The sequence below is a fragment of the Mesorhizobium sp. INR15 genome (assembly GCF_015500075.1).
In the GTDB taxonomy this organism is placed as follows: domain Bacteria; phylum Pseudomonadota; class Alphaproteobacteria; order Rhizobiales; family Rhizobiaceae; genus Mesorhizobium.
In genome coordinates this window covers 6268588-6289544 of the sequence record NZ_CP045496.1, presented here as the reverse complement: position 1 = coordinate 6289544, position 20957 = coordinate 6268588, and the positions used below count along the sequence as shown (strand labels likewise).

Sequence of the window (20957 nt, the reverse complement as noted above, 5' to 3'; positions counted from 1 at the left end):
TTGGTTGACTTGGGCACAACGGAGCTGGCCGGGGAAGCATGAGCCTACGCGCATATCGCAGCCCTTTGACGTATCAGGTCACGCTGACCGTGCTGGCGCTTGCCGCCTTTGCACTGGTCATGGTCGTTGGCTTTGGCTTCTACGCCGCCGTCCAGGCCGACCGTGTTTCGCTTGAGCGACAAAAGATATTCTTCGCCAATGGCTTGCAGGACAGGATCGCCGCGGTCGAGCGCGAGCAGGAAAGCGTCTCGGTATGGGATGATTCCGTCGTCAATGCCAAAGCCGGCAACCAGGCCTGGATGGCGGAGAACCTTAGCGTCTGGATGTATTCCTACTACGGCCATAACCGGGTCTATGTGCTGGACGACGCGAACCGCCCGATCCATGCGATGCATGAAGGAAAGGTGGTGCCGCCGGACGTCTATGGCGCCGACGAGCCCGCTCTGCTTCCGACCATCGAAAGGTTGCGTGCCCTGCTCACGCAACCTTCGAAAGAGGCTCCGTCCGCCGGACCGACGAAAATGGTCGCCGAAGACCTGGTATCGCTTGGCGGAATGCCCGCCATCCTCAGCGTCATGCCGCTGGTGCCGAACTCGGATCGTGTCACTCAGGCCCCAGGCAGCGAATATCTGCATGTCTCGGTGGAATTCATCAACGACGCCGTCGTCGGCAGGATTGGTGAGAAATACCTGCTTGATGGGGCGCATCTGGTGCCGTTGTCGCAGCCGGTCGGCTCGGCTGTTATCCCGCTCATGGATTCACGCAATGTCATTTTGGGATACATCAGTTGGGATCAGGAGCGCCCTGGCCTGACGCTGGTGCGCAAGGCCGGTCCGGCGTTGGTCGCCGGCATGCTGCTTTCGGCCGCCGCCTTGGCCTTTCTCCTGAGGCGCTTGCGCCGGGCGTCACTCGCGCTGCAGACTAGCCAGGCGGAAGCGCAGTATCTCGCCTTTCACGATACGCTTACCGGGCTACCCAACCGGGCGCTGTTCGAAGACAGGCTGCGGAGGGCCTTGCTCACAGCCGGGCATGATTCCGCCCGGATGGCGCTGCTCTATCTCGACATCGATCGTTTCAAGCATATCAACGACACGCTTGGCCACCCCGCCGGCGATGAACTCGTGCGTCAGACGGCAGCCAGGTTAAAGCGCGCAATCCGCGAGATCGACACCGTGGCGCGGCTCGGCGGCGACGAATTCGCGATCATTCTGATCGATATTCGTGACGCAAGGGCCGCGGAGGATGCTTCGGAAAAGCTGCTGGAAAGGATGCGCGACCCTTTCAAGCTGATGGACGATCAGGTCTTCGTCAGCGCCAGCATCGGCATAGCTCTGACAACGGGGCCGGGGACCGACGCGGATGATCTGCTGCGCAAGGCCGACATCGCGCTTTATGAGGCCAAGAAAAACGGTCGCGATCGCTATGAGGTCTTCGCTGGCGACATGGACGACCTCTTGCTGCGCAAGCGCAAGGTCGAGAGCGAGCTTCGCAATGCCCTCATCAGCGGCACCGGGATCAAGCTGGCCTATCAGCCGATCTTCGCGGCGGACGGCAAGACGATGCTCGGCGCCGAAGCCCTGATCCGCTGGGCGCATGAGATCCATGGCGCTCTGCCGCCGCAGCAGTTCATCGCCATTGCCGAAGAGCGCGGCATGATTGGTGATCTCGGCAAATGGGTGCTGCAGGAGGCCTGCCAGTTCGCTGCCGGCACGAAACTGCCTTGGGTTGCCGTCAACGTGTCGCCGTTGCAATTGCGCGACGCGGCCTTTGCGGGTCAGGTCGCGTCGATCCTGGAAGAAGCCGGCCTGGCACCAGGGCGGTTGCAGCTGGAGGTCACCGAAAGCGTGCTTCTGGAGAGCAACGACACGACCAGGATGGTTCTGGCGGCATTGCGCCAAATGGGCATTCGCGTGGTGCTTGATGATTTCGGCACCGGCTATTCATCGCTGAGTTATCTGCGCCGCCATGTCATCGACAAGCTCAAGATCGACCGGTCGTTTGTGCGCCTTCTGGATGCCGACCGAAATTCGGCCGCCATCGTCAAGGCTTTGATCGACCTTGCCATCGCCCTCGACGTAGAAGTCACCGCCGAGGGCGTTGAGACCGAGGAGCAGAAAAACCTGCTCGTCGGCATGGGCTGTCATCAGTTGCAAGGCTATCTGTTGTCGCCGCCGCTTGAGCCAGCCCAATTGCTCGGCCTCAGCGGTCGCGCATCGGGTCGGGGCGGGCCAACCCGGGTCCGCGTCTGACCTTTCCTACCAGCCCGGCAGAATCTGGTTCGGCTTGGTCCGCTTCATCTTGGTGAAGGCGAGCGCGGCGAAATCGAAGGTTCCGGCCTCTTCGCTGGTCGGCACGGATATGTTGTCCAGGCTTTCCGAGATATGGCGGGCAAGCGCATCGACGATCTCCGGCCGTGATGTCTGGCCGCGCATGATGCCGATCCGGCAATCGGGCAGGGCGCCGAAGCCATCGGCCTCGCCCAAGACGCGCATGCCGGGGCGAAGCGCGCATTCTGGCAGCACCGAGATGGCGAGACCGGAAAGCACCGCGGCAGTAATGACGGTTGCCGAAAAGCTGGTGAACAGGATGCGATAGTCGCGGCTCTGCCGGTCGAGCACATCGACCGCGGCGCGCCGCCAGATGCAGTTCGGCCGGCCGAATGCCATCGGCAGCGTTTCCTGCTCATGCGTTGCATGGTTGACGGAGGTCACCCAGAGCAGCGGCTCGCGCCGCACCACTTCCGACTGGCCGCGCGTGTCGTTGTGCGTGACCAGTGCCAGGTCGAGATTGCCGCGCTTGATGTGTTCGACAAGCCCCGGCGTCGGCTCGCAGATGACGGTCAGCTCGACGCGCGGGTTGGAGCGGGTGAACCGCGCCATGATCTCGGGCAGGAAGCGGTCGGCATAATCGTCGGGCGTGCCGATGCGGATCGTGCCTTCGAGCCGCCGGTCGTCGAAGGCGGCCAGCGTTTCGCGGTTGAGAAACAGCATCCGCCTTGCGTAGGAGAGCAGCTTGTCGCCTTCCTCGGTCAGCCGGTTGGTGCGCCCGTCTTTTTCGAACAGCGGCTTGCCGATCCGCTCCTCCAGCCGGCGCATCTGCATCGACACCGCCGACTGGGTGCGGTGCACCTCTTCGGCGGCGCGCGTGAAGCTGCCGGTGTCGGCAATCGAGATGAAGGTCTGCAACTGATCGAGATCGAGAGGCGCTTTCATCGATATGATCCATCATTAGTGTTGATGTTAAAGATTAGAAACATTCGTTGGATTAATCAATCGTGCCGTGGCAAATTCGCATCGTCCACATGAAGGCATGTGAATTGGAACGGGAACGGTCGCTTTCGCGCCGGTTGCCTGGTTCTTCGTTCGAGTCTGAAGGAGACCGACATGACCACGTTTGATTTCGCCACCGAGACCTCGCGCATCACTTCGCGTCCGGCTGTTGCGACGCGCGTGGCCAACACCGTCTCCAATTTCTACCGCGCCTTGAAAAACCGCCGCGCCTTCTATCGCCTTGGCGATATGTCCGACGCCGAACTCGCCGACATCGGGCTTACGCGTGCCGACCTGCACGTCGCCATCGATGTGCCGTTTGGCCGTGATCCGACTGTCATGCTGCGCGAAATCGCCAGCGACCGTGTGGAGACGATCGAGGATATCGCCCGCAAGGTTGCCTGATCGCGTTTGCTGGTTGCTATCGTTGCGGTCGCCATGAACCTTTTTGAGGTTCGGTGCGACTGATGAGTATGCAGGCTCCCACTCCCTGCCGGATCCCCGCCGGCCCGCCTGCACCCTGCCCGGTCCTCCCAGGACCGGGCTTTTCTTTTGGAGCAGGGCTTAGCGCCGGTCCATGCCGCGCTTGAACTGGTCGAAGATCGATTCCATCCCCTTCTGGTAATCGTCGCGCTGCTGTGCGCCGGTCTCGAACATCTTGCCGAACACATCGTCGAATGGGTTTCGTGGCCGGCCGCTGGGATTGGTATGTGGTTGCGGTGCCTGTGGCTGCTGCGGTTGCGGTTGGCCGCCCGGCATGCCACTGCCAAAACCACCGCCGCCGCCTTGCCGCAGCAGTTCCTCGAACATCTTTCCGAGCGGATTGTCGCCGTAGGGGCTTTGCGGTTGCTGGGGCTGCGCGCGGCCCTGCGGCTGCGCGGCGCCGCCACCGAACATATCCTGCAACACTTTGCCAAGCGGGTTTCCGCCATAGGGGTCGGGTGCTTGCTGTGGTTGGCTTTGCGGCTGCGCCGCACCGCCGCCGAACATGTCCTGCAGCACCTTGCCAAACGGATTGTCCATCGAGTTCTGAGGCTGTGGCGCCTGGCGCGGCTGCGGGGCCGCCGCGCCACCGCCCAGGCCACCCCCTTGGCGCATCATCTGTTCGATGATCTCGCCCAGCGGATTGCCGCCGCCGCCGAAGCCGCCCGCCGCCTGCATCTGATTTGTGGTCTGCTTGAACAGCCCACCCATGACCATCGAGGCGATGGCCGGAAGCATCTGCTGCAGGATCTGCTGGCTGACGCCGCTGGCCTGCGCCGCCTGGCTGGCAATCGCGCGCGACAGGTCCTTGGAGCCGAACAGGTGCCCGAGAATGCCATTGCCCTCATCAACGCCTTGCGGCGAAAAGGCTCGGGTCGCGTCCTCGAAATACTGGGCATGCTGGCCACTCGCCATCGCCGTCATGAAGGCGCCTAGTCCATAGGGATCCGCGGTGTTGCGCTGCAGCCCTTGCGAGAAGGCCGGCAGCAGCGCGGCGACGGCGGCTTGCGCCTGTTGCTGCGAAAGGCCAAACTGGCGGGCGAGCGCATCCATCCCGTTGCCGTTCTGGGCCTGCGCCAGCATATCGAACAAGGTGGGCATCGGCTTCTCCTCCGGTAATCCTCGGCGGAGAGCCTAATTCGTTTCGATGGCCGATTGAAGCGGCTTTTCGCGGCGGTGTCAGCCGCGCGGATAGCGACCTTTAGTAGGCATATTCCATGAACACCGGCTCGATCGAACCGCCCCAGCGCGTGTGGTAGGCGGAGAGCATTTCCTCGGCGCTGGTGGTGCCACGTGCGACGACTTCGTCAAGCGTGTTGAGGAATGAGGTCTCGTCGTAGCCGTCGCGGTTCTTGCGGCCGCGATTCTTCAGCCCCATGCGCGAAATGGTCATCACGTCACGGGCAATCTCGCGCAGCGTCGTGTTGCGGAACGGCGCCGAAATACCTTGTTCGGGCACCGCATTGCGCATCGCCAGCACTTCCGCGTAGCTCCAGCTCGACGTCAGCGCCTCGGCGGCGTCGAGGGCCGCCTCGTCATAGAGCAGGCCGACCCAGAACGCCGGCAATGCGCAAATCCGGCGCCAGGGTCCGCCGTCGGCGCCGCGCATTTCAAGGAAGCGCTTCAGCCGGACATCCGGAAACAGCGTCGACAGGTGGTTCGCCCAGTCACCCATGGTCGGCAGCCCATCAGGCACTTCATTACGGGCCGCACCGGCCATGAACTGGCGGAAGGTGATGTGCGTCATGTCATGGTAGTGGCCGTCGCGGATGACGAAATACATCGGCACGTCGAGCGCCCATTCGACGTAGTCTGCAAAGCCGAACTCGGGCGAGAAGCAGAACTCAAGCAGGCCGGACCGCTGGTTGTCGGTGTCGCGCCAGATGTCGCCGCGCCAGCTCTGCAACCCGTTCGGCTTGCTCTCGGTGAAAGGGGAATTGGCGAACAGCGCCGTCGACAGCGGCTGCAGCTTCAGCGAAACCTGCATCTTGCGGCGCATGTCGGCTTCGCTCTCGAAGTCGAGGTTAACCTGGATGGTGCAGGTGCGGTACATCATGTCGAGGCCCTTGGTGCCGACCTTGGGCATATAGCGCGTCATGATCTCGTAGCGGGATTTCGGCATCTTCGGCGTCTCGGCCAGCGACCATTTCGGGCTGCCGCCAAGGCCGAGGAAGCGGATGCCCATGGGCTCGGCGATCTCACGCACCTGAGCCAGGTGGGCATTGCCTTCGCGGCAGGTCTGGTGGATCGTTTCCAGCGGTGCGCCGGACAATTCGAACTGGCCGCCGGGCTCGAGCGAAATCGCGCCCTGGCCGGTCGGTTCGACCAGGCCGATGATGCGGCCGGCGTCCATGATCGGATCCCAGCCGAGCTTGTACTGCATGCCTTCGAGGATGGCGCGGATGCCACGCTCGCCGCCATAGGGCACCGGCGCGTTGCCGTCGACATAGAACGGGAATTTCTCGTGCTCGGTACCGATGCGCCACTTGTCGCGCGGCTTGTTGCCTTCGGCCAGGTGCTCGACGAGTTCGTCGATGTTTTCGATGGGCCGGAAATCGGTTGTGTCGCGCGCCATGAAACCCCTCCGGAGCATGATCCCGAAAATCGCCTTCGATTTTTCGGAAAGGATCCCGCACCAAAATCAAGTACTACAGCGTCCTGTGCGCGTCTGAAAGAACGCGCGGCGCTGTACGCGATCGGACGACCGCGGCGCTAGATGGACGAAATGTCAGCAGACGATCAAGCAAAAAATCCTGAGCCACAGTTCAACAGGAATTGAACATTGATGCTCCGCCCCACCCCTTGAACAAGGGGAGGCCTCACCAGTCTCCGATTGTTGCCTGTATGACCGCCAGCGCCGCCACCGCCGCCGTGTCGGCGCGCAGGATGCGTTGACCGAGCGGGATGGCTGTCACGAACGGCAAAGCGCGCAGCATCTTGCGCTCCTCGTCGGAAAAGCCGCCTTCGGGCCCGACCAGCAGCGCAAGCTTCTTCTCTTGCACCGCCTGCAACGCGGGCAGGGGATTGTTGGTTGAAGCGTCCTCGTCGCAGAAGATCAGCCGCCGGTCCTTGTCCCAACCGGCGAGCAGCCGATCGAACTTCTCCGCTTCGCGCACCTCCGGTACCGTCAGGATGCCGCATTGTTCGGCGGCCTCGACGACATTGGCGCGCAGGCGATCGATGGGAGGCTTCGCCACTTGCGTGTGCTGGGTGATGACCGGCTGCAGGACACCGGCGCCCATTTCCACCGCCTTCTGCATGAGATAGTCGAGCCGTCCCTGCTTCAGTGGCGCGAAACAATAGACAAGGTCGGGCAATGGCGGCTGCGGTCTTTGCCGCGCCAGAACGCCAAGCTTCACCGCCTTCTTGGATTTTGCGGTGATGGCCGCCGACCATTCGCCATCGCGGCCGTTGAACAACAGCACTTCAGCGCCTTCGCCAAGCCGAAGCACATGCATCAGGTAGTGGCTTTGCTGCTGGCCAAGCTCGAATTCGAGATCTGACCCGAGATCATCGGGTACGAACAGCCGTTGCATCTTGTAATTGGCGCGCATCGGCGAGGAATGAGCGAGCCGGCCTCTGGCGTCAAGTCTCGGCGGAAGGATGCCAGACTGGTTGAAAGCCCTGCCGCAACACGGCAATCGTCGTCGCTGGCGTCAGCACCGAGAGCGCTGTCTCGCCGATGCGGGTGAAATCGGCAGGCGGCCCATACCCGGCAAAAGACCAGGGTAGTGCCTTGCCGCCGCGTAGTGCGAATGCATCGGCACCGTCGGCAACCATGGTGCCGTCCGGCAGTCCGGCGAGTTGTTCAAGAGCCACCTTGGGCGGTTTGCCGCCGGCCGCCAGCCGCTCCTTGTGAAGCCGCTTGTCGACCTGCGGCGCCCGTGGTTCAGTGATGCCGAAGGCTCCGCCAAAGCGGCCAACGAAATCCTTGGCCCGTTCGCGCTGGCAAAAGAAACAAGGCCGGTGTCCCGCCGCCAGCGCCGTCACCTCGTCGAGAAAGAAAAGCTCGGTCCAGCCGGCTTTGCCACCAGCCCGGTTGCGGCCCATCGGATCGCGTCGCACATTGCGGAACTCGCAGACACAGATGATCCAGGCGTGGAGCGCCCAACGTTTTTTCAGCAACGTCTTGGTTGCGGGATCATGGATGATGCCGCGATTGCCCATGAACAGGCCACGCTCGGGCGCTGCGTGAATGGCGCCAAACGGATCGATCCGGTTCTGCAGTGGCATAGCTTTCTCTCCGAATGCGCATCTTGGCTGTATTGCCGGCAACATGATATCGCTCGTTCCATCGTTTTCATGTCAGCAGGGTTTTGCGATGCGGGTGCTGGTGGTCCAGAACTTCGACAATACCGGCCTCGGCCAGGTCGGTGCGGCACTTCAGGAAGCGGGGGCCGATCTCGATGTGCGCCTGCCCTACAAGGGTGATCCGCTGCCGGATGACGCGGCCGGGCATGATGCGATGGTGGTGCTCGGCGGCGGCCAGAATGCGCTCGCCGACGATGACTACCCCTATTTTCCCGCCTTGCTCGAACTGACCCGCGATTTCGCCGACAAGGACCGCTCGGTTCTCGGCATCTGCCTCGGCAGCCAGCTCGTAGCCCGCGCTTTCGGTGGCGAGAACAAGATTGGCGCCGCCAATGAATTCGGCTGGCATGGTGTTTCCCTGACACCGGACGCCAAATCCGATGCTGTTCTGGGCAAGCTTCCCGAAAAATTCCCGATCTTCCAGTGGCATGACGACACGTTTGTGCTGCCTGAGAATGCGGTGCGGCTCGCCGGCAATGAAACAGCGGAGAACCAGGCGTTTCGTGTTGGCCGCGCCGTCTATGGTTTCCAGTTTCATTTCGAGGCCGACCGGCCATTGGTGAAGGACTGGAGTTCGTCCTTCGCTCCCACCATCGCGGCGCGCCATCCCGACTGGGCCGGCAAGCTGGATGGCGAAATGGCCCGCAACGGACCTGCCGCCGATGCCGCAGGCCTGGCCATTGCCCGCGCCTGGGTGGCAACAATCTAGCGCCACCTCGCGCCAACCCTCTCAAGGACCGGTTTCCCGTTCGCGGGCGTGCGTTAGTGCCGTTGCATATTTGGCACGCGGCGGTGAATCCGCGCGGGAAAACCTGTTTCAGGCTTGGCTTGTGTCCGCCCGTCATCCTAGAAGGCGCGCGCTCTGCATGGGCTGTGCAACCGCGATGAACCTTTTGTGTGACCCGCGCGACACACCGTCGATACAGAACGCTTCTAGAAGCGCGAAAACGTTGAAACTTTGAAGCGAATTCTCCGTTTCAACGCATTGGTAACCACCTGATGCACAGATGCAGGAAGCTCAACAAGAGATGACGTCCGTGAAAGCAGCGCTTCTGTCCTTTGCAATGTTGTCCGCCATTGTCCTGTGCGGTCTCGGCATCTATGCCGCAGACGCAGCCAACAACCACAACGCCGTCGACGGCTACGGCGTTACCGCTTCCCTACGCTGACCCACAGTGCCGAAGCGCGTCCCACAAGGGCGCGGGCACCTTGGATCAGGACCCATAAATTTTCAGCGAGCTCTTAGCCGGCATTTTGCTGCATCTGCGTCTTGCGTGCGCTAAAGCGCCGAGCGCTGCCCAGGGCTATCGGAACGCCAAGGGGCAAATTGGCATCAACTGGCGAGGCTCGGCAAAAGCCCTGCCCCTTCGAGAGACTTTCCCAGAATTCTTTTTACTGCCGCGATCCGTTTCCACGCTCCGTTTCGTCCTTGGTGTGTCCGCAACTGAAAGGTACACCCATGTCCGGCGAATCCATCATTCTGATCAATCTGTTGAAGGTCAAACCCGGCAAGCAGGATGCGCTGATCGAGCTCTTGAAGCAGAACACCGATACGGTGATCCGCACGCTCCCCGGCTGGAAGGCGACCCGGCTGATCGCTGCAAACGACGGCACCGGTGTCGTCATCTACTCCGAGTGGGAGACCGCCGCGGCTGTCGAGGCGATGCGCGGCGATCCACGGATGAAGGCCTATTTCCCGAAGATCATTGAGTTGGGGAGCCTGGACTCGATTGTCGGCACGAACGTTGAAATGTTCGGCAACAGGGCAGCTTGAACTCATCCTCTTGTTCGGCCGCCGGGTTAGGCGGCAAAATCACGGCTACACAACGGGCGGCCGCTTGTCGCGGTCGTCAAGATCATGAAATGAGACGAAGAAGGATCGACGATGTCGGCAACCAAAGCAGCCTTTGTCCTGGTCCACGGCGGCTGGCACAACCATTCGGCGTGGGACAGGGTTACCCCAATGCTTGAGGCCCAGGGCTTCGCGGCCCTGACCCTCGACCTCCCCGGCGCCGGGGCAAATGCGATAGCACCGAAGTCGCTCAGCCGCCGCCCATTCGACCCGGCCGCTTTCGCCGCCGAGCGGTCACCCATAGCCGGCGTTACGCAGGAAGAGCGGACGCGAGCGGTGGTTGCGTTGGTAAGAGAAGCCGCGTCACGCTGCGATGGCAAGGTCATTCTGGTCGGGCATTCGGCCGGCGGGATGACGATTTCGGCGGTTGCGGAGCAGGTTCCGGACCTGCTCCTCGCGGTCGTATATCTTGCCGGGTTCCTGGTGCCGAACGGCGTGCCGTTGCTCGCGATGCTCATGCATGAAACCATGTCTTCAGCGCTGTCGCCCGGACTGTTCGTGGGAGACCCCGTCGCCATCGGCGCGACAAGGATCAACGCCGGCCCGGCTGACGATGACTACAGATCGCTACTCAAAGCCTCGTTCTACGCGGATGTGCCCGAGGCAGAATTCGCGCAGGCGGCGGCGCAGCTTCATTGCGACGAATCGAACGCCGGAGCCTTGGCTCTATCGGAAATCACGCCTGAGCGGTTTGGCACCGTGCCGCGCCACTATATCCGCTGCGCACAGGATCGCGCGGTTCCATTGACCGGTCAGGATCATATGATCGCGACAGTCGACGGTACCATCGGCGGCAAGACAATTACCCACACATTGGAAAGCAGCCACTCGCCATTTCTGTCGCAGCCGGCGGCTCTGTCGAAGATTCTCATCGACATTTGGGCAAAATCCCTGGCGGAACAAAGCGCGGAAGCACCTTAGGTCTTCGATATGAATACGGACGAATTCGAGGATCGCCTGAAAGCGATGCGGCCACGCCTTCATCGCTACTGCGCGCGCATGACCGGATCAGTGGTCGATGGCGAGGACATATTGCAGGATACCCTGGTCAAGGCGCTTCGCGCCCGAGCCCAGGGCGATGTGGTGGAAAATCTCGAGGGGTGGATGTTTCGCATCGCCCACAACACGAGCCTTGATTTCTTGCGCGACAGGTCCCGCAACACGGTCGTTCCGCTTACCGAAGACATCGAAACAGCGCCTATGTCGGATGCGGATGTCGTCGCGATCGGCTTTCAGACGTTTCTGCGCCTGCCTGAACTTCAGCGTTGTGCGGTGATCCTCAAGGATGTCCTGGGTCATTCAGTCGACGAGATCGCGAGCATCGCCGAATGCTCGCCGGCAGCCGCCAAATCGGCGCTTCAGCGCGGGCGCGTGGCGCTGCGGCAGTTCGCCTTGGCGCATGACGACACCCGGTTGCCGCTGATGTCCGATGCGGCGCGACAAGAGATTGCCGCTTACGTCCACTTGTTTCGGACCGGCGATTTCGATGCGATCCGCGCCATGCTCGCCGACGACGTGAAGCTTGATCTGGTAAACCGGCTCAAATGGGAAGGGCGCGACAAGATCGCCCCCTATTTCACGCGCTATGCCGAAGAAACGAAATGGCGGTTCGCTCTCGGCGCGGTCGAAGGCCGTCCAGCCATGCTGGTTTTCGACAGCGGCGCCATGGAGAAGCCAGCGCACTTCGTTCTGGTCGATTGGCGCAAGGACCGGATCGCGGCGATCCGCGATTTTCTATTCGCCCCCTATGCGCTCGAATCGGTGGATTGGGTGCGATTGGGCTAACGGGCTACCAGAAGACCATCGGGGACACAGTCACATGTAATTCGCTGTTATCCTGCCTAGGCTCCCTTTCCCGTCATTGTCAGAATACGTTTATCCGAGCCGTCCACGACGAGCGCAGTGAGAATTCCTGACTGCCAGGCAAGCGTGTCGACATTGACCCGGTTGGCCATCACCTCGGCCTCGGCCACCGGCGTGTGGCCGTGCACGATGATTTTTGGAAACAGCCCCGGATGGTTGTGGAAGACATCGCGGATCCAGATCAGGTCCTGCATACTCTGTCTTTCCAGCGCAACGCCCGGCTTGATGCCGGCGTGACAGAAGAAGAAATCGCCCAGCGTCAGTGAGAATGGCAGCGACCGCAGGAAGGCGACATGGCTTCGCGGCACTGCCTCGACCAGCGCCGTATGTCCCTTCCGCACGGCCGCCTCGGCCTTGCCAAACCAGGCGCTGGCGCCTTCAGTGATCGCCACGCCGTAGGATTGCGCCGTCTGGATGCCGCCGAAGCGGACAAAAAGTCCGTCCGGAGCAGGCGTTTTGAGAAAGTCGAGAAAGCCGATGTCGTGATTGCCGGCCAGCATCAAATGGCGTGGGTCGCGCTTGCGTGCCTCGATCAGGAAATCGATGACGCCCTTGGAGTCCGGCCCGCGATCGACATAGTCGCCGAGATGGATGACGCGCCAGTCGAAAGGCTGGTCACGCTCGATCTCCGCCATGATCTGGCTGTGCATGGCGGCCAGCAGGTCGAGCCGTCCATGCACGTCGCCTATCGCGTAGAGACGCACGCCTTCAGGTCCCTGCGCGTCAAGAAAATGGATACCCGGTTCTGCCAACGCCTCGTTGTCTCCGTGGTCAGGCCGTCACCGGTTTAGCGCCGAAGCTGGTCCTTGCCCATGTCGGTGACCAGACGCTTTCCGCACAGCGCCAGCGTGATGTCCATCTCCTTGCGGATGATTTCCAGCGCCTTGGTAACCCCTTCCTTGCCGAGAGCACCTAGGCCATAGAGAAATGGCCGGCCGATATAGGTGCCCTTTGCGCCGAGGCACAATGCCTTCAGCACATCCTGGCCGGAGCGGATGCCGCCATCCATGTGCACTTCGATTGTGTCGCCGACCGCGTCGGCAATCTCTTCCAGCACGCCAATCGAGGAGGATGCGCCGTCGAGTTGCCGTCCGCCATGGTTGGAAACGATGATTGCGTCGGCGCCTGTCTTGGCCGCCATCAGTGCGTCTTCCTTGTCCAGAATGCCCTTCAGGATCAGCTTGCCGCCCCAGCGTTCCTTGATCCAGGCGACATCCTTCCAGGAGAGGTGCGGATCGAACTGCTCCGTCGTCCACGAGGACAACGAAGCAACGTCGCCGACGCCTTTGGCATGACCGACGATGTTGCGGAAGGTGCGGCGCTTGGTGCTAGCCATGCCCATCCACCAGCGCGGGCGCATTGCAATGTCGGCGATGTTGGCCAGCGTCATCTTGGGCGGCGCCGACAAGCCGTTGCGGACATCCTTGTGGCGCTGGCCGAGGATCTGCAGATCCAGTGTCAGCACCAGCGCCGAGCATTTCGCCGCCTTGGCCCGGTCGATCAGGTCGAGCACGAAATCCTTGTCGCGCAGCACATAGAGCTGGAACCAGAACGGCTTTTTCGTCACCGAGGCGACATCCTCGATCGAACAGATGCTCATGGTCGACAGGGTGAATGGGACGCCGAATTCTTCCGCCGCTTGCGCCGCCAGCATTTCGCCATCGGCGTGCTGCATGCCGGTCAGGCCGGTTGGGGCCAATGCCACCGGCATGGCTACCTTCTCGCCGATCATGGTCGATTCCAGCGAGCGGTTGCTCATGTCGACAAGCACGCGCTGGCGGAACTTGATCTTCTGGAAATCCTCTTCGTTCGCCCGGTAGGTGCCTTCGGTCCAAGCTCCGGAATCGGCATAGTCGAAGAACATTTTCGGCACGCGCCGTCGCGCGAGGTCCTTGAGGTCGGCGATGGTAAGGATCTGGCTCATGGGCTTCCCGTTTCGAGATTAGGAGCGTTTGCGTGCGGGTTCGGTATCATCGACACGCTGCTTCAGCCTGAGCCGAGACACGCGCTGCCAGTCGCCGCTGCGTTCGGCCTCGGCCATCGATCGTTCGACGTAAGTGATGTGGTCCATCGCCGCCTGCCGTGCCGCGGCCGGGTCACCGGCCTTGACCGCCGCATGGATGGCGCGGTGCTGCGCCAAAAGCGCCTCGCGTGCGCCGGGCACACTGAACACCAGCAGCCGGTTCTGGAACACGCCTTCCGACAACAGCCGATAGCAGGAGCGCAGCGTGTGCAGAAGGATGATGTTGTGCGCGCATTCGCAGATCGCGTGATGGAACTCGACGTCGATCTCGGCCTCGTCGTCAAAGTCGCCGGTCCGGTCCGCTTCGTCCATCCGCGCCATGATCTGGTCGAGCAGTGCGAGATCATCAGGCGTGGCGCGCCGCGCGGCATATTCGGCAGCGATCCCCTCGATCTCGCGGCGGTATTCCAGATAGTCGGTCACCGCCTTGCGGTGCATCGAGATCAGGTCCGTCACTGGCTTGGTGAATAATTGGCCGGTGACGTCGGTCACATGGGTGCCGCCACCTGGCCGCGTCGTTAACAAGCCGCGCCCTTCGAGCGCCTTCAGTGCATCGCGCAGGATCGGCCGCGACACGTCGAACTGGCGTGCCAGTTCGCGCTCGCCGGGCAGCCGGTCGCCTGTGCGCAGGACACCCTCGAGAATGAGGCTCTCGATTTGCTGCACCACTTCGTCGGCGGTGCGCGAATGCTCGATCCTGGAAAAAATGTCGCTCAACAGGGTGCCTGGGGCTTGAACCGGTGCCGCTTACGATAAAGCCTGCGTCGGCAACTGGTCAAATTATTTATCCAATTCTTCTATTTTGGCCCGGGTGCGCGAGTCCTCGCTCTGTTGTCGTCGGCTAAACTTGCTGTTTGCGTCTCCCAGCGATTGGCCCTAGAGGGACGCGATTGCACGAAGGGCTCAGAGAAGCCTTGGGGGACATGCCGTGTCAGACGACCCGTCCAATCTCGAATTCCAGCCCCGCGCCAAGGGCAGCGTCATGGGTTTCCCCGCGCATGAGGGACGTCCGGGTGCGCTTGGCGAAGTCCATGCCCGCCCGCATCCGCTGATTGAAAAGCCACGCGTCCTGGTCCAGCTCGCCTTCATGACCGAGGGTGGCTCGGGCGTCGACCATGCGGTGCTTTCCGAACTGTCGCGGCGTCTCGGCATTGCCGCGCCTGACCGACAGGCTCGCCACCACGCGATGAAGTGGGGCAAGGGCTCGCTGCGCTGGGAACGGCACACGGAATTCTCCACCTATCTGTGGGAAGGGCCGCTTTCCGAAAGCGGCAGGGCGCAGGAAGACTCGCCCTTCGGCAATGGTTTCTCCCCACCGGGAACCGTCATCTCCGGCATCAGGCTCGAAATTCGCAAGTGGACGGCGGTCAGCGAGCGCCTGATCGCCGGCTTTGACCCCACCAGCCTGTGCTATTCGCTGGTCGAGCGCGGCAATGCCGCCATCATCACCGACTTCCGCCAGGATGGCGACGGCATGACCCGCATGCTGGTGCTCGACCGTGGCCTGACGCCGGCCCGAACCGGCGCACTCTCACAGCGGCTGATCGACATAGAAACCTACCGCACACTGGCCATGCTCGGCCTGCCGCTGGCGCTGACCCTCTCCGGCCGCGCCCGACGGATCGAGGACCGGCTGGCGCAGACAACGCTTGAAATGAAGGTGGCCGAGACCCGCGACAGCCAGACATTGCTGGCCGATCTGACCGAGCTCGCCGCCGAGCTTGAGGCCGATGCGGCGTCCAGCCTTTACCGCTTCGGCGCCAACCGCGCCTATGACGGCATCGTCAGCGAACGGCTGGAGGCGCTCGAGGAAGAGGCGGTGCCCGGCTACGACACCTGGGGCGGCTTTCTGCAGCGCCGTGTCGCGCCGGCCATGCGCACCTGCCGTTCGGTCGAGGAGCGCCAGGCCAACCTGTCGCGCAAGCTGACCCGCGCCACCACGTTGCTGCGCACCTGGGTCGACGTCGAAGTCGAGAAGCAGAACCGCGACCTGCTGGCGTCGATGAACAACCGCGCCCGCCTGCAATTGCGCCTGCAGCAGACTGTGGAAGGCCTGTCTGTCGCCGCCGTCTCCTATTATGTTGTCGGTCTCATCGGCTATGTCGCCAAGGGTGCCTCGGTCTTCGGCCATACCTTCGCGCCGGAAGTCGTGACCGCCGCGTCGGTGCCGGTCGCCATCCTGCTTGTCTGGTGGGGTGTGCGCCGTGTGCGCCAGATGCATTCCGAGCCCGGCAAGCACGCCGGCGAATAACGAGTTTATTCATAAACGGCGGAGGGCTGGTCAAACAGCGGCAGATTGCCGCTGCGGAAGCGTGGCTCTGCCTCGGCGTCCGATTTTCCGCCAAAGCAGGATTTGCAACATCGCCGCTTCACTGGTAAAAGATTTTGACCAGTCAAGCTAAGTGAGGCTGTTGATGTCCGGCCTGGCCATGCCGAAACCTGATGATGCCACGATGCGCCGGCGAAACGAGATTGTCGCCGACATGCGCATCATCGTGCCGGGCGAGGGCGTCGTCGACGCGGCCAACGCCATGCGGGCTTTCGAGAGCGACGGACTGACGGCCTATCGGCAACTGCCGCTGGTGGTGGTGCTGCCGCAGACGGTGGCGCAGGTCTCCCGTGTGCTGAAATACTGCAACGATCGCAACATCCGCGTCGTGCCGCGCGGTTCCGGCACCTCGCTGTCGGGCGGCGCGCTGCCGCTTGAAGATGCCGTGCTCTTGGTCATGAGCCGCTTCAACCGCATTCTCACGATTGATTTTCCCAACCGCGTTGTCGTTGCCCAGCCCGGTGTCACCAATCTCGGCATCACCACCGCCGTCGAGCAGGAGGGCTTCTATTATGCGCCCGATCCATCCTCCCAGATCGCCTGCTCGATCGGCGGCAATGTCGCGGAGAATTCCGGCGGCGTGCACTGCCTGAAATATGGCCTTACCGCCAACAATGTGCTGGGTATCGAGATGGTGCTGATGAACGGCGAGGTGGTTCGCCTCGGCGGCAATCATCTCGATTCCGAAGGCTATGATCTGCTTGGCGTCATGACCGGCTCCGAAGGCCTGCTTGGCGTCGTCACCGAGGTGACGGTACGTATCTTGAAGAAGCCGGAAACGGCGCGTGCGCTTCTGATCGGCTTTCCCACCAGCGAGCAGGGCGGCCAATGCGTCGCCGACATTATCGGCGCCGGCATCATTCCGGGTGGGATGGAGATGATGGATCGGCCGGCGATCCACGCCGCCGAGGATTTCGTCCATGCCGGCTATCCCCTCGATGTCGAGGCGCTGCTGATCGTCGAACTCGACGGGCCAGGCGTCGAGGTCGATCACCTGATCGCCGCTGTCGAAGCGATCGCCATCCGCAACGGTTCGACAACCTGCCGCATCTCGCAGTCGGAGCAGGAACGGGCGAGTTTCTGGGCTGGCCGAAAGGCGGCGTTTCCGGCGGTTGGCCGCATCTCACCCGACTATTACTGCATGGATGGCACTATCCCGCGCAAGGAACTGCCGCGCGTGCTGGCCGGCATGCGCGAGCTCTCGGAGAAATACGGCCTCGGCGTCGCCAATGTCTTTCATGCCGGCGACGGCAATCTGCATCCGCTGATCCTCTACGATGCCAATGTCCCCGGCGAACTCGACAAGGCCGAAAGCTTTGGCGCCGACATCCTGCGGCTCTGCGTCAAGGTCGGCGGCGTGTTGACCGGTGAGCACGGCGTCGGCGTCGAGAAGCGCGACCTGATGCCGGAAATGTTCAACCAGATCGACCTCGACCAGCAGATGCGCGTCAAATGCGCCTTCGATCCCAACCATCTGCTCAACCCGGGAAAAGTATTTCCGCAACTGCGCCGCTGCGCCGAGCTCGGGCGCATGCATATTTCGGGCGGCAAGCTGCCGTTCCCGGACATTCCGAGGTTTTGAGTGGACATGTCGGCGCTTGAACACCCCCCTCTGTCCTGCCGGACATCTCCCCCGCAAGGGGGGAGATTGAGCTCTCATCACGGCTTTCGCCAATCTCGCATACAGCAAGACAAGCGCCAACATTGCGACCAGCCAATCTCCCCCCTTGCGGGGGAGATGTCCGGCAGGACAGAGGGGGGTGGGCAGGATCACGGCTTCTCCGCATTTGCAGATGGCGCATCGTTCGAATGACCACCTTCACCCCAACCACATCGGACGAAGTCCTCTCCGCCGTCGCTTGGGCCGTGGCCGAGGACGCACCGCTCGAAATCGTCGGCCATGGTTCGAAGCGCGGCATCGGTCGCCCGCTGCAGACCGGGCACACGCTCGATCTGTCGAAACTGACCGGTGTCACGCTCTACGAACCGGCCGAGCTCGTGCTGTCGGCGAAGGCCGGCACGCCGCTGGCCGAGATCGAAAGCCTGCTGGCGCAAAATGGCCAGCGGTTCGACTTCGAGCCGATGGATTACGGCCCGTTGCTTGGCGGCGAGCCTGGAAAAGGCACGCTGGGCGGCGTGCTGGCCGCGAACCTTTCCGGCCCGCGCCGGCTGAAGGCCGGTGCTGCCCGCGACCATATCCTCGGCATCAATGCGGTTTCCGGCCGTGGCGAGGCCTTCAAGTCCGGCGGCCGCGTGGTCAAGAACGTCACCGGCTACGACCTGTCCAAACTGATGGCCAACAGCTGGGGCACGCTGGCTGTATTCACCGATGTCACCTTCAAGGTGCTGCCTGCCGCCGAGACCGAAATCACGCTCGCCATCCGTGGCCTGCTCGATGATGCGGCTGTTGCCGCCATGGCTCTGGCGCTTGGTTCTAGCGCCGAAGTGTCGAGCGCGGCGCATCTGCCCGAACGTGTCGCCGCGCGCGTTGCCGGCGGCAGTCTCGGCAGCGATGCGGCGACTTTGTTGCGGGTCGAGGGTTTTGGCCCTTCGGTCGCTTACCGCATCGCCGCGCTGAAGGCATTGCTGAGGAATGCAGGTCCGCTAGAAGAGATTGAGGCCGAAACCTCAAACGCCATCTGGCGCGATATCAGGGATTGCCGGCCTTTCGCCGATGGCAGCGAGAAACCCGTGTGGCGCGTTTCGATGACGCCGGCGGAGAGCCACCAGATGGTGCTGACATTGCGCATGCAGGCCGCCGTCAGCGCCTTCTATGACTGGCAGGGCGGACTGATCTGGCTGCGCATGGAGGAGGGCGATCCCGAAGCCGCCCTATTGCGCGGGCTGCTGAGAAAGCACGGCGGCGGCCATGCGACACTGGTCCGCGCCACGCCATCGTATCGCGCCGCTTTGCCGGTGTTCGAGCCGCAGGCGCCGGCGCTGGCTGCGCTGGCCGCGCGGCTGAAGCACGAATTCGACCCGAAGGATATTCTCAATCCGGGCCGGATGGTGCCGGGTGACAGCTCTGCTAGGCTCCATTCCGCAACCGAGGGAGCAATGCCATGAGCAACATCGATCCAGGCCCGGCCGCGACAGGGCCACGCCCCACCGACCGTTGGCTGGAGCCGGGGCCGACCAATGCGCTGGTCATTTACGTCCTTTATCTGGCCGGCTTTGTCATCGGCGTCAGCGGCATTGTCGGCCTTGTGCTCGCCTACATCAACCGCGGCAAGGCCGGCGGTTTCGTCGAGAGCCACTACACGTTCCTCATCCGCACCTTCTGGATCGGTCTGCTCTACGCATTGATCGCGTTTGTCTTGGTGTTCGTGATCATCGGTTTCGTGCTGATGTTCGCCGTCGCTGTCTGGTTCATCGCCCGCTGCATCCTCGGCCTGCAGGCCTTGCAGCGTGGCGAGCCGGTCAAGAATCCGGAAAGCTGGTTCCTTGGACTTTAGGGCATGACCTCGCTCAGGCAGTAAGGACGTTTCACGTGCAGACCAGTTTCTCGCTTGCTCAACTCGCCGATCCGCATGTCGCGGAATCGGAAAAGATCCTGCGCAAATGCGTGCATTGCGGCTTCTGCACCGCGACCTGCCCGACCTATGTGACGCTTGGCAACGAACTGGATTCACCGCGCGGCCGCATCTACCTGATCAAGGACATGCTTGAGAACAGCCGGCCCGCCGACAAGGAGATCGTCACTCATATCGACCGCTGCCTGTCCTGCCTCGCCTGCATGACCACCTGCCCGTCGGGCGTCAATTACATGCACCTGGTCGATCACGCGCGAGCCCATATCCAGGATACTTACAAGCGCCCGCTGCTCGACCGCCTGACGCGCGCGCTGCTGGCTTTCGTGCTGCCCTATCCCGCACGCTTTCGTGCCGCGCTCAAACTGGCAAAACTCGGCAAGCCTTTCGTTGGACTGTTCGGAAATATCCCGGCGCTTAGACCGATGGCTGCCATGCTCCGGCTCGCGCCGGCATCGGTTCCCCCGGCATCGCCGATGGCTTCACCGGGTGTGCATGTGGGGCAGGGCGCAACGAAGCGCGGCCGCGTCGCCATCCTTACCGGCTGTGCGCAAGCCGTGCTCGACCCCGGCATCAACGACACGACGATCTCGCTGCTGACCCGGCTTGGTGTCGAGGTGGTCGTGCCGTCAGGCGAAGCCTGTTGCGGCGCACTGGTGCATCACATGGGCCACGAACAGGCAGCGCTTGCCTCGGCGAGACAAAATGTCGACGCCTGGACGCGGGCAATCGCACAAGGGGGGCTCGATGCCATCGTCATCACCGCGTCTGGATGCGGCACCACCATAAAGGACTACGGTTTCATGCTCCGCCTCGATCCGGCCTATGCCGACAAGGCGGCAAGGGTGTCGGCGCTGGCCAAGGACATCACCGAGTACCTGGCCGTGCTCGACCTGCCGGAGCCCGTGCGCAAGCCCGGCACCATCGTTGCCTACCACTCGGCCTGTTCGATGCAGCACGGGCAAAAGATCACGCGTCAGCCGAAGGAACTGCTCGCCAAGGCCGGCTTCGTCGTGCGCGAGCCGCGCGAGGGACACCTGTGCTGCGGCTCGGCCGGCACCTACAACATCCTGCAGTCCGAAATCTCGGCGCAACTGCGGGATCGCAAGGTCAGGAACATCGAGGCAACCGGCGCTTCGATCGTCGCCACCGGCAACATCGGCTGCATCACCCAGATCGCTTCGGCGGCGAAAATGCCGGTGGTGCATACGATCAAGCTGCTCGACTGGGCTTATGGTGGACCGAAGCCGGAAGGCGTGGACGAGAGGCTGGTCGCGGCGGAGTAGCGGCGCAGTTC

The 20957-nt window shown here is 62.6% G+C and carries 20 protein-coding genes; 12 read left to right on the top strand and 8 right to left on the bottom strand.

What is annotated here, in order from left to right; genetic code table 11:
• Nucleotides 1–38: 38 nt before the first annotated feature.
• A complete protein-coding gene (locus GA829_RS30565) occupies nucleotides 39–2249 on the top strand; it encodes a bifunctional diguanylate cyclase/phosphodiesterase (protein WP_258052018.1) in 2211 nt (736 codons plus the stop codon).
• A gap of 6 nt (nucleotides 2250–2255) precedes the next feature.
• On the opposite strand, the gene GA829_RS30560 is transcribed toward GA829_RS30565, so the two are convergent.
• Complete coding sequence (locus GA829_RS30560) at nucleotides 2256–3212, bottom strand: LysR substrate-binding domain-containing protein (RefSeq protein WP_195176267.1); 957 nt, start codon at nucleotides 3210–3212, stop codon at nucleotides 2256–2258.
• 171 nt (nucleotides 3213–3383) lie between these two features.
• Here GA829_RS30560 and GA829_RS30555 point away from each other — a divergent pair, with 171 nt between their 5' ends.
• On the top strand, nucleotides 3384–3674 hold the full coding sequence (locus tag GA829_RS30555; RefSeq protein WP_195176266.1) for a DUF1127 domain-containing protein: 291 nt from the start codon (nucleotides 3384–3386) through the stop codon (nucleotides 3672–3674).
• Between the two features lie 159 nt (nucleotides 3675–3833).
• Here GA829_RS30555 and GA829_RS30550 read toward each other — a convergent pair whose 3' ends face one another.
• The 4 genes from GA829_RS30550 to GA829_RS30535 all read right to left on the bottom strand — a co-directional run bounded on the left by GA829_RS30550 (nucleotide 3834) and on the right by GA829_RS30535 (nucleotide 7985).
• Nucleotides 3834–4853 (bottom strand): DUF937 domain-containing protein, encoded by a 1020-nt coding sequence (locus tag GA829_RS30550; protein ID WP_195176265.1) that lies wholly within the window; start codon nucleotides 4851–4853, stop codon nucleotides 3834–3836.
• Between the two features lie 100 nt (nucleotides 4854–4953).
• Entirely contained in the window at nucleotides 4954–6327 is a 1374-nt protein-coding gene (locus GA829_RS30545; protein ID WP_195176264.1) for a glutamate--cysteine ligase, read from the bottom strand.
• Between the two features lie 244 nt (nucleotides 6328–6571).
• Nucleotides 6572–7306 carry a 16S rRNA (uracil(1498)-N(3))-methyltransferase gene (locus GA829_RS30540; protein ID WP_195176263.1) on the bottom strand — a complete coding sequence of 245 codons (735 nt, stop codon included), beginning with the start codon at nucleotides 7304–7306 and terminating at the stop codon, nucleotides 6572–6574.
• Nucleotides 7307–7337: 31 nt separating this feature from the next.
• The gene (locus GA829_RS30535) at nucleotides 7338–7985 is read right to left on the bottom strand and encodes a hypothetical protein (RefSeq protein WP_195176262.1); all 648 of its coding nucleotides are present in this window, start codon (nucleotides 7983–7985) and stop codon (nucleotides 7338–7340) included.
• 88 nt (nucleotides 7986–8073) lie between these two features.
• Between GA829_RS30535 and GA829_RS30530 the strand changes: the two genes are divergently transcribed.
• The 5 genes from GA829_RS30530 to GA829_RS30510 all read left to right on the top strand — a co-directional run bounded on the left by GA829_RS30530 (nucleotide 8074) and on the right by GA829_RS30510 (nucleotide 11700).
• On the top strand, nucleotides 8074–8772 hold the full coding sequence (locus tag GA829_RS30530; RefSeq protein WP_195176261.1) for a type 1 glutamine amidotransferase: 699 nt from the start codon (nucleotides 8074–8076) through the stop codon (nucleotides 8770–8772).
• Between the two features lie 319 nt (nucleotides 8773–9091).
• Nucleotides 9092–9232: a hypothetical protein gene (locus GA829_RS30525; RefSeq protein ID WP_023782442.1), complete on the top strand. Its 141-nt coding sequence runs from the start codon at nucleotides 9092–9094 to the stop codon at nucleotides 9230–9232.
• A gap of 290 nt (nucleotides 9233–9522) precedes the next feature.
• Nucleotides 9523–9837 (top strand): putative quinol monooxygenase, encoded by a 315-nt coding sequence (locus GA829_RS30520; RefSeq protein ID WP_195176260.1) that lies wholly within the window; start codon nucleotides 9523–9525, stop codon nucleotides 9835–9837.
• A 111-nt stretch (nucleotides 9838–9948) separates the two neighbouring features.
• Complete coding sequence (locus GA829_RS30515) at nucleotides 9949–10836, top strand: alpha/beta hydrolase (RefSeq protein WP_195176259.1); 888 nt, start codon at nucleotides 9949–9951, stop codon at nucleotides 10834–10836.
• 9 nt (nucleotides 10837–10845) lie between these two features.
• On the top strand, nucleotides 10846–11700 hold the full coding sequence (locus tag GA829_RS30510) for a sigma-70 family RNA polymerase sigma factor (protein WP_195176258.1): 855 nt from the start codon (nucleotides 10846–10848) through the stop codon (nucleotides 11698–11700).
• Nucleotides 11701–11756: 56 nt separating this feature from the next.
• On the opposite strand, the gene GA829_RS30505 is transcribed toward GA829_RS30510, so the two are convergent.
• The 3 genes from GA829_RS30505 to GA829_RS30495 are packed head-to-tail and all read right to left on the bottom strand — an operon-like array spanning nucleotide 11757 to nucleotide 14518.
• Nucleotides 11757–12530: a metallophosphoesterase gene (locus GA829_RS30505; RefSeq protein WP_195176257.1), complete on the bottom strand. Its 774-nt coding sequence runs from the start codon at nucleotides 12528–12530 to the stop codon at nucleotides 11757–11759.
• A gap of 35 nt (nucleotides 12531–12565) precedes the next feature.
• On the bottom strand, nucleotides 12566–13702 hold the full coding sequence (locus tag GA829_RS30500; RefSeq protein WP_195176256.1) for an alpha-hydroxy acid oxidase: 1137 nt from the start codon (nucleotides 13700–13702) through the stop codon (nucleotides 12566–12568).
• 18 nt (nucleotides 13703–13720) lie between these two features.
• On the bottom strand, nucleotides 13721–14518 hold the full coding sequence (locus tag GA829_RS30495; protein ID WP_195176255.1) for a FadR/GntR family transcriptional regulator: 798 nt from the start codon (nucleotides 14516–14518) through the stop codon (nucleotides 13721–13723).
• A 211-nt stretch (nucleotides 14519–14729) separates the two neighbouring features.
• On the opposite strand from GA829_RS30495, the gene GA829_RS30490 reads away from it, so the two are divergent.
• The 5 genes from GA829_RS30490 (at nucleotide 14730) to glcF (ending at nucleotide 20946) form a co-directional block, all read left to right on the top strand.
• Complete coding sequence (locus tag GA829_RS30490) at nucleotides 14730–16052, top strand: DUF3422 family protein (protein WP_195176254.1); 1323 nt, start codon at nucleotides 14730–14732, stop codon at nucleotides 16050–16052.
• 163 nt (nucleotides 16053–16215) lie between these two features.
• Nucleotides 16216–17712 carry an FAD-linked oxidase C-terminal domain-containing protein gene (locus tag GA829_RS30485; protein WP_195176253.1) on the top strand — a complete coding sequence of 499 codons (1497 nt, stop codon included), beginning with the start codon at nucleotides 16216–16218 and terminating at the stop codon, nucleotides 17710–17712.
• A gap of 227 nt (nucleotides 17713–17939) precedes the next feature.
• On the top strand, nucleotides 17940–19196 hold the full coding sequence (locus GA829_RS30480) for an FAD-binding protein (protein WP_195176252.1): 1257 nt from the start codon (nucleotides 17940–17942) through the stop codon (nucleotides 19194–19196).
• Nucleotides 19193–19585, top strand: a complete 393-nt coding sequence (locus GA829_RS30475; RefSeq protein WP_195176251.1) for a DUF4870 family protein — start codon at nucleotides 19193–19195, stop codon at nucleotides 19583–19585. The genes GA829_RS30480 and GA829_RS30475 overlap by 4 nt, the downstream gene beginning before the upstream one ends.
• A 35-nt stretch (nucleotides 19586–19620) precedes the next feature.
• The gene (gene glcF, locus GA829_RS30470) at nucleotides 19621–20946 is read left to right on the top strand and encodes a glycolate oxidase subunit GlcF (protein WP_195176250.1); all 1326 of its coding nucleotides are present in this window, start codon (nucleotides 19621–19623) and stop codon (nucleotides 20944–20946) included.
• The last annotated feature ends 11 nt before the right edge of the window (nucleotides 20947–20957 follow it).

Coding starts and splice junctions, on each gene's coding strand:
- GA829_RS30565 (WP_258052018.1), top strand. CDS start 39: ATGAGCCTACGCGCATATCGCAGCCCTTTGACGTATCAGGTCACGCTG.
- GA829_RS30560 (WP_195176267.1), bottom strand. CDS start 3,212: ATGAAAGCGCCTCTCGATCTCGATCAGTTGCAGACCTTCATCTCGATT.
- GA829_RS30555 (WP_195176266.1), top strand. CDS start 3,384: ATGACCACGTTTGATTTCGCCACCGAGACCTCGCGCATCACTTCGCGT.
- GA829_RS30550 (WP_195176265.1), bottom strand. CDS start 4,853: ATGCCCACCTTGTTCGATATGCTGGCGCAGGCCCAGAACGGCAACGGG.
- GA829_RS30545 (WP_195176264.1), bottom strand. CDS start 6,327: ATGGCGCGCGACACAACCGATTTCCGGCCCATCGAAAACATCGACGAA.
- GA829_RS30540 (WP_195176263.1), bottom strand. CDS start 7,306: ATGCGCGCCAATTACAAGATGCAACGGCTGTTCGTACCCGATGATCTC.
- GA829_RS30535 (WP_195176262.1), bottom strand. CDS start 7,985: ATGCCACTGCAGAACCGGATCGATCCGTTTGGCGCCATTCACGCAGCG.
- GA829_RS30530 (WP_195176261.1), top strand. CDS start 8,074: ATGCGGGTGCTGGTGGTCCAGAACTTCGACAATACCGGCCTCGGCCAG.
- GA829_RS30525 (WP_023782442.1), top strand. CDS start 9,092: ATGACGTCCGTGAAAGCAGCGCTTCTGTCCTTTGCAATGTTGTCCGCC.
- GA829_RS30520 (WP_195176260.1), top strand. CDS start 9,523: ATGTCCGGCGAATCCATCATTCTGATCAATCTGTTGAAGGTCAAACCC.
- GA829_RS30515 (WP_195176259.1), top strand. CDS start 9,949: ATGTCGGCAACCAAAGCAGCCTTTGTCCTGGTCCACGGCGGCTGGCAC.
- GA829_RS30510 (WP_195176258.1), top strand. CDS start 10,846: ATGAATACGGACGAATTCGAGGATCGCCTGAAAGCGATGCGGCCACGC.
- GA829_RS30500 (WP_195176256.1), bottom strand. CDS start 13,702: ATGAGCCAGATCCTTACCATCGCCGACCTCAAGGACCTCGCGCGACGG.
- GA829_RS30485 (WP_195176253.1), top strand. CDS start 16,216: ATGTCCGGCCTGGCCATGCCGAAACCTGATGATGCCACGATGCGCCGG.
- GA829_RS30480 (WP_195176252.1), top strand. CDS start 17,940: ATGACCACCTTCACCCCAACCACATCGGACGAAGTCCTCTCCGCCGTC.
- GA829_RS30475 (WP_195176251.1), top strand. CDS start 19,193: ATGAGCAACATCGATCCAGGCCCGGCCGCGACAGGGCCACGCCCCACC.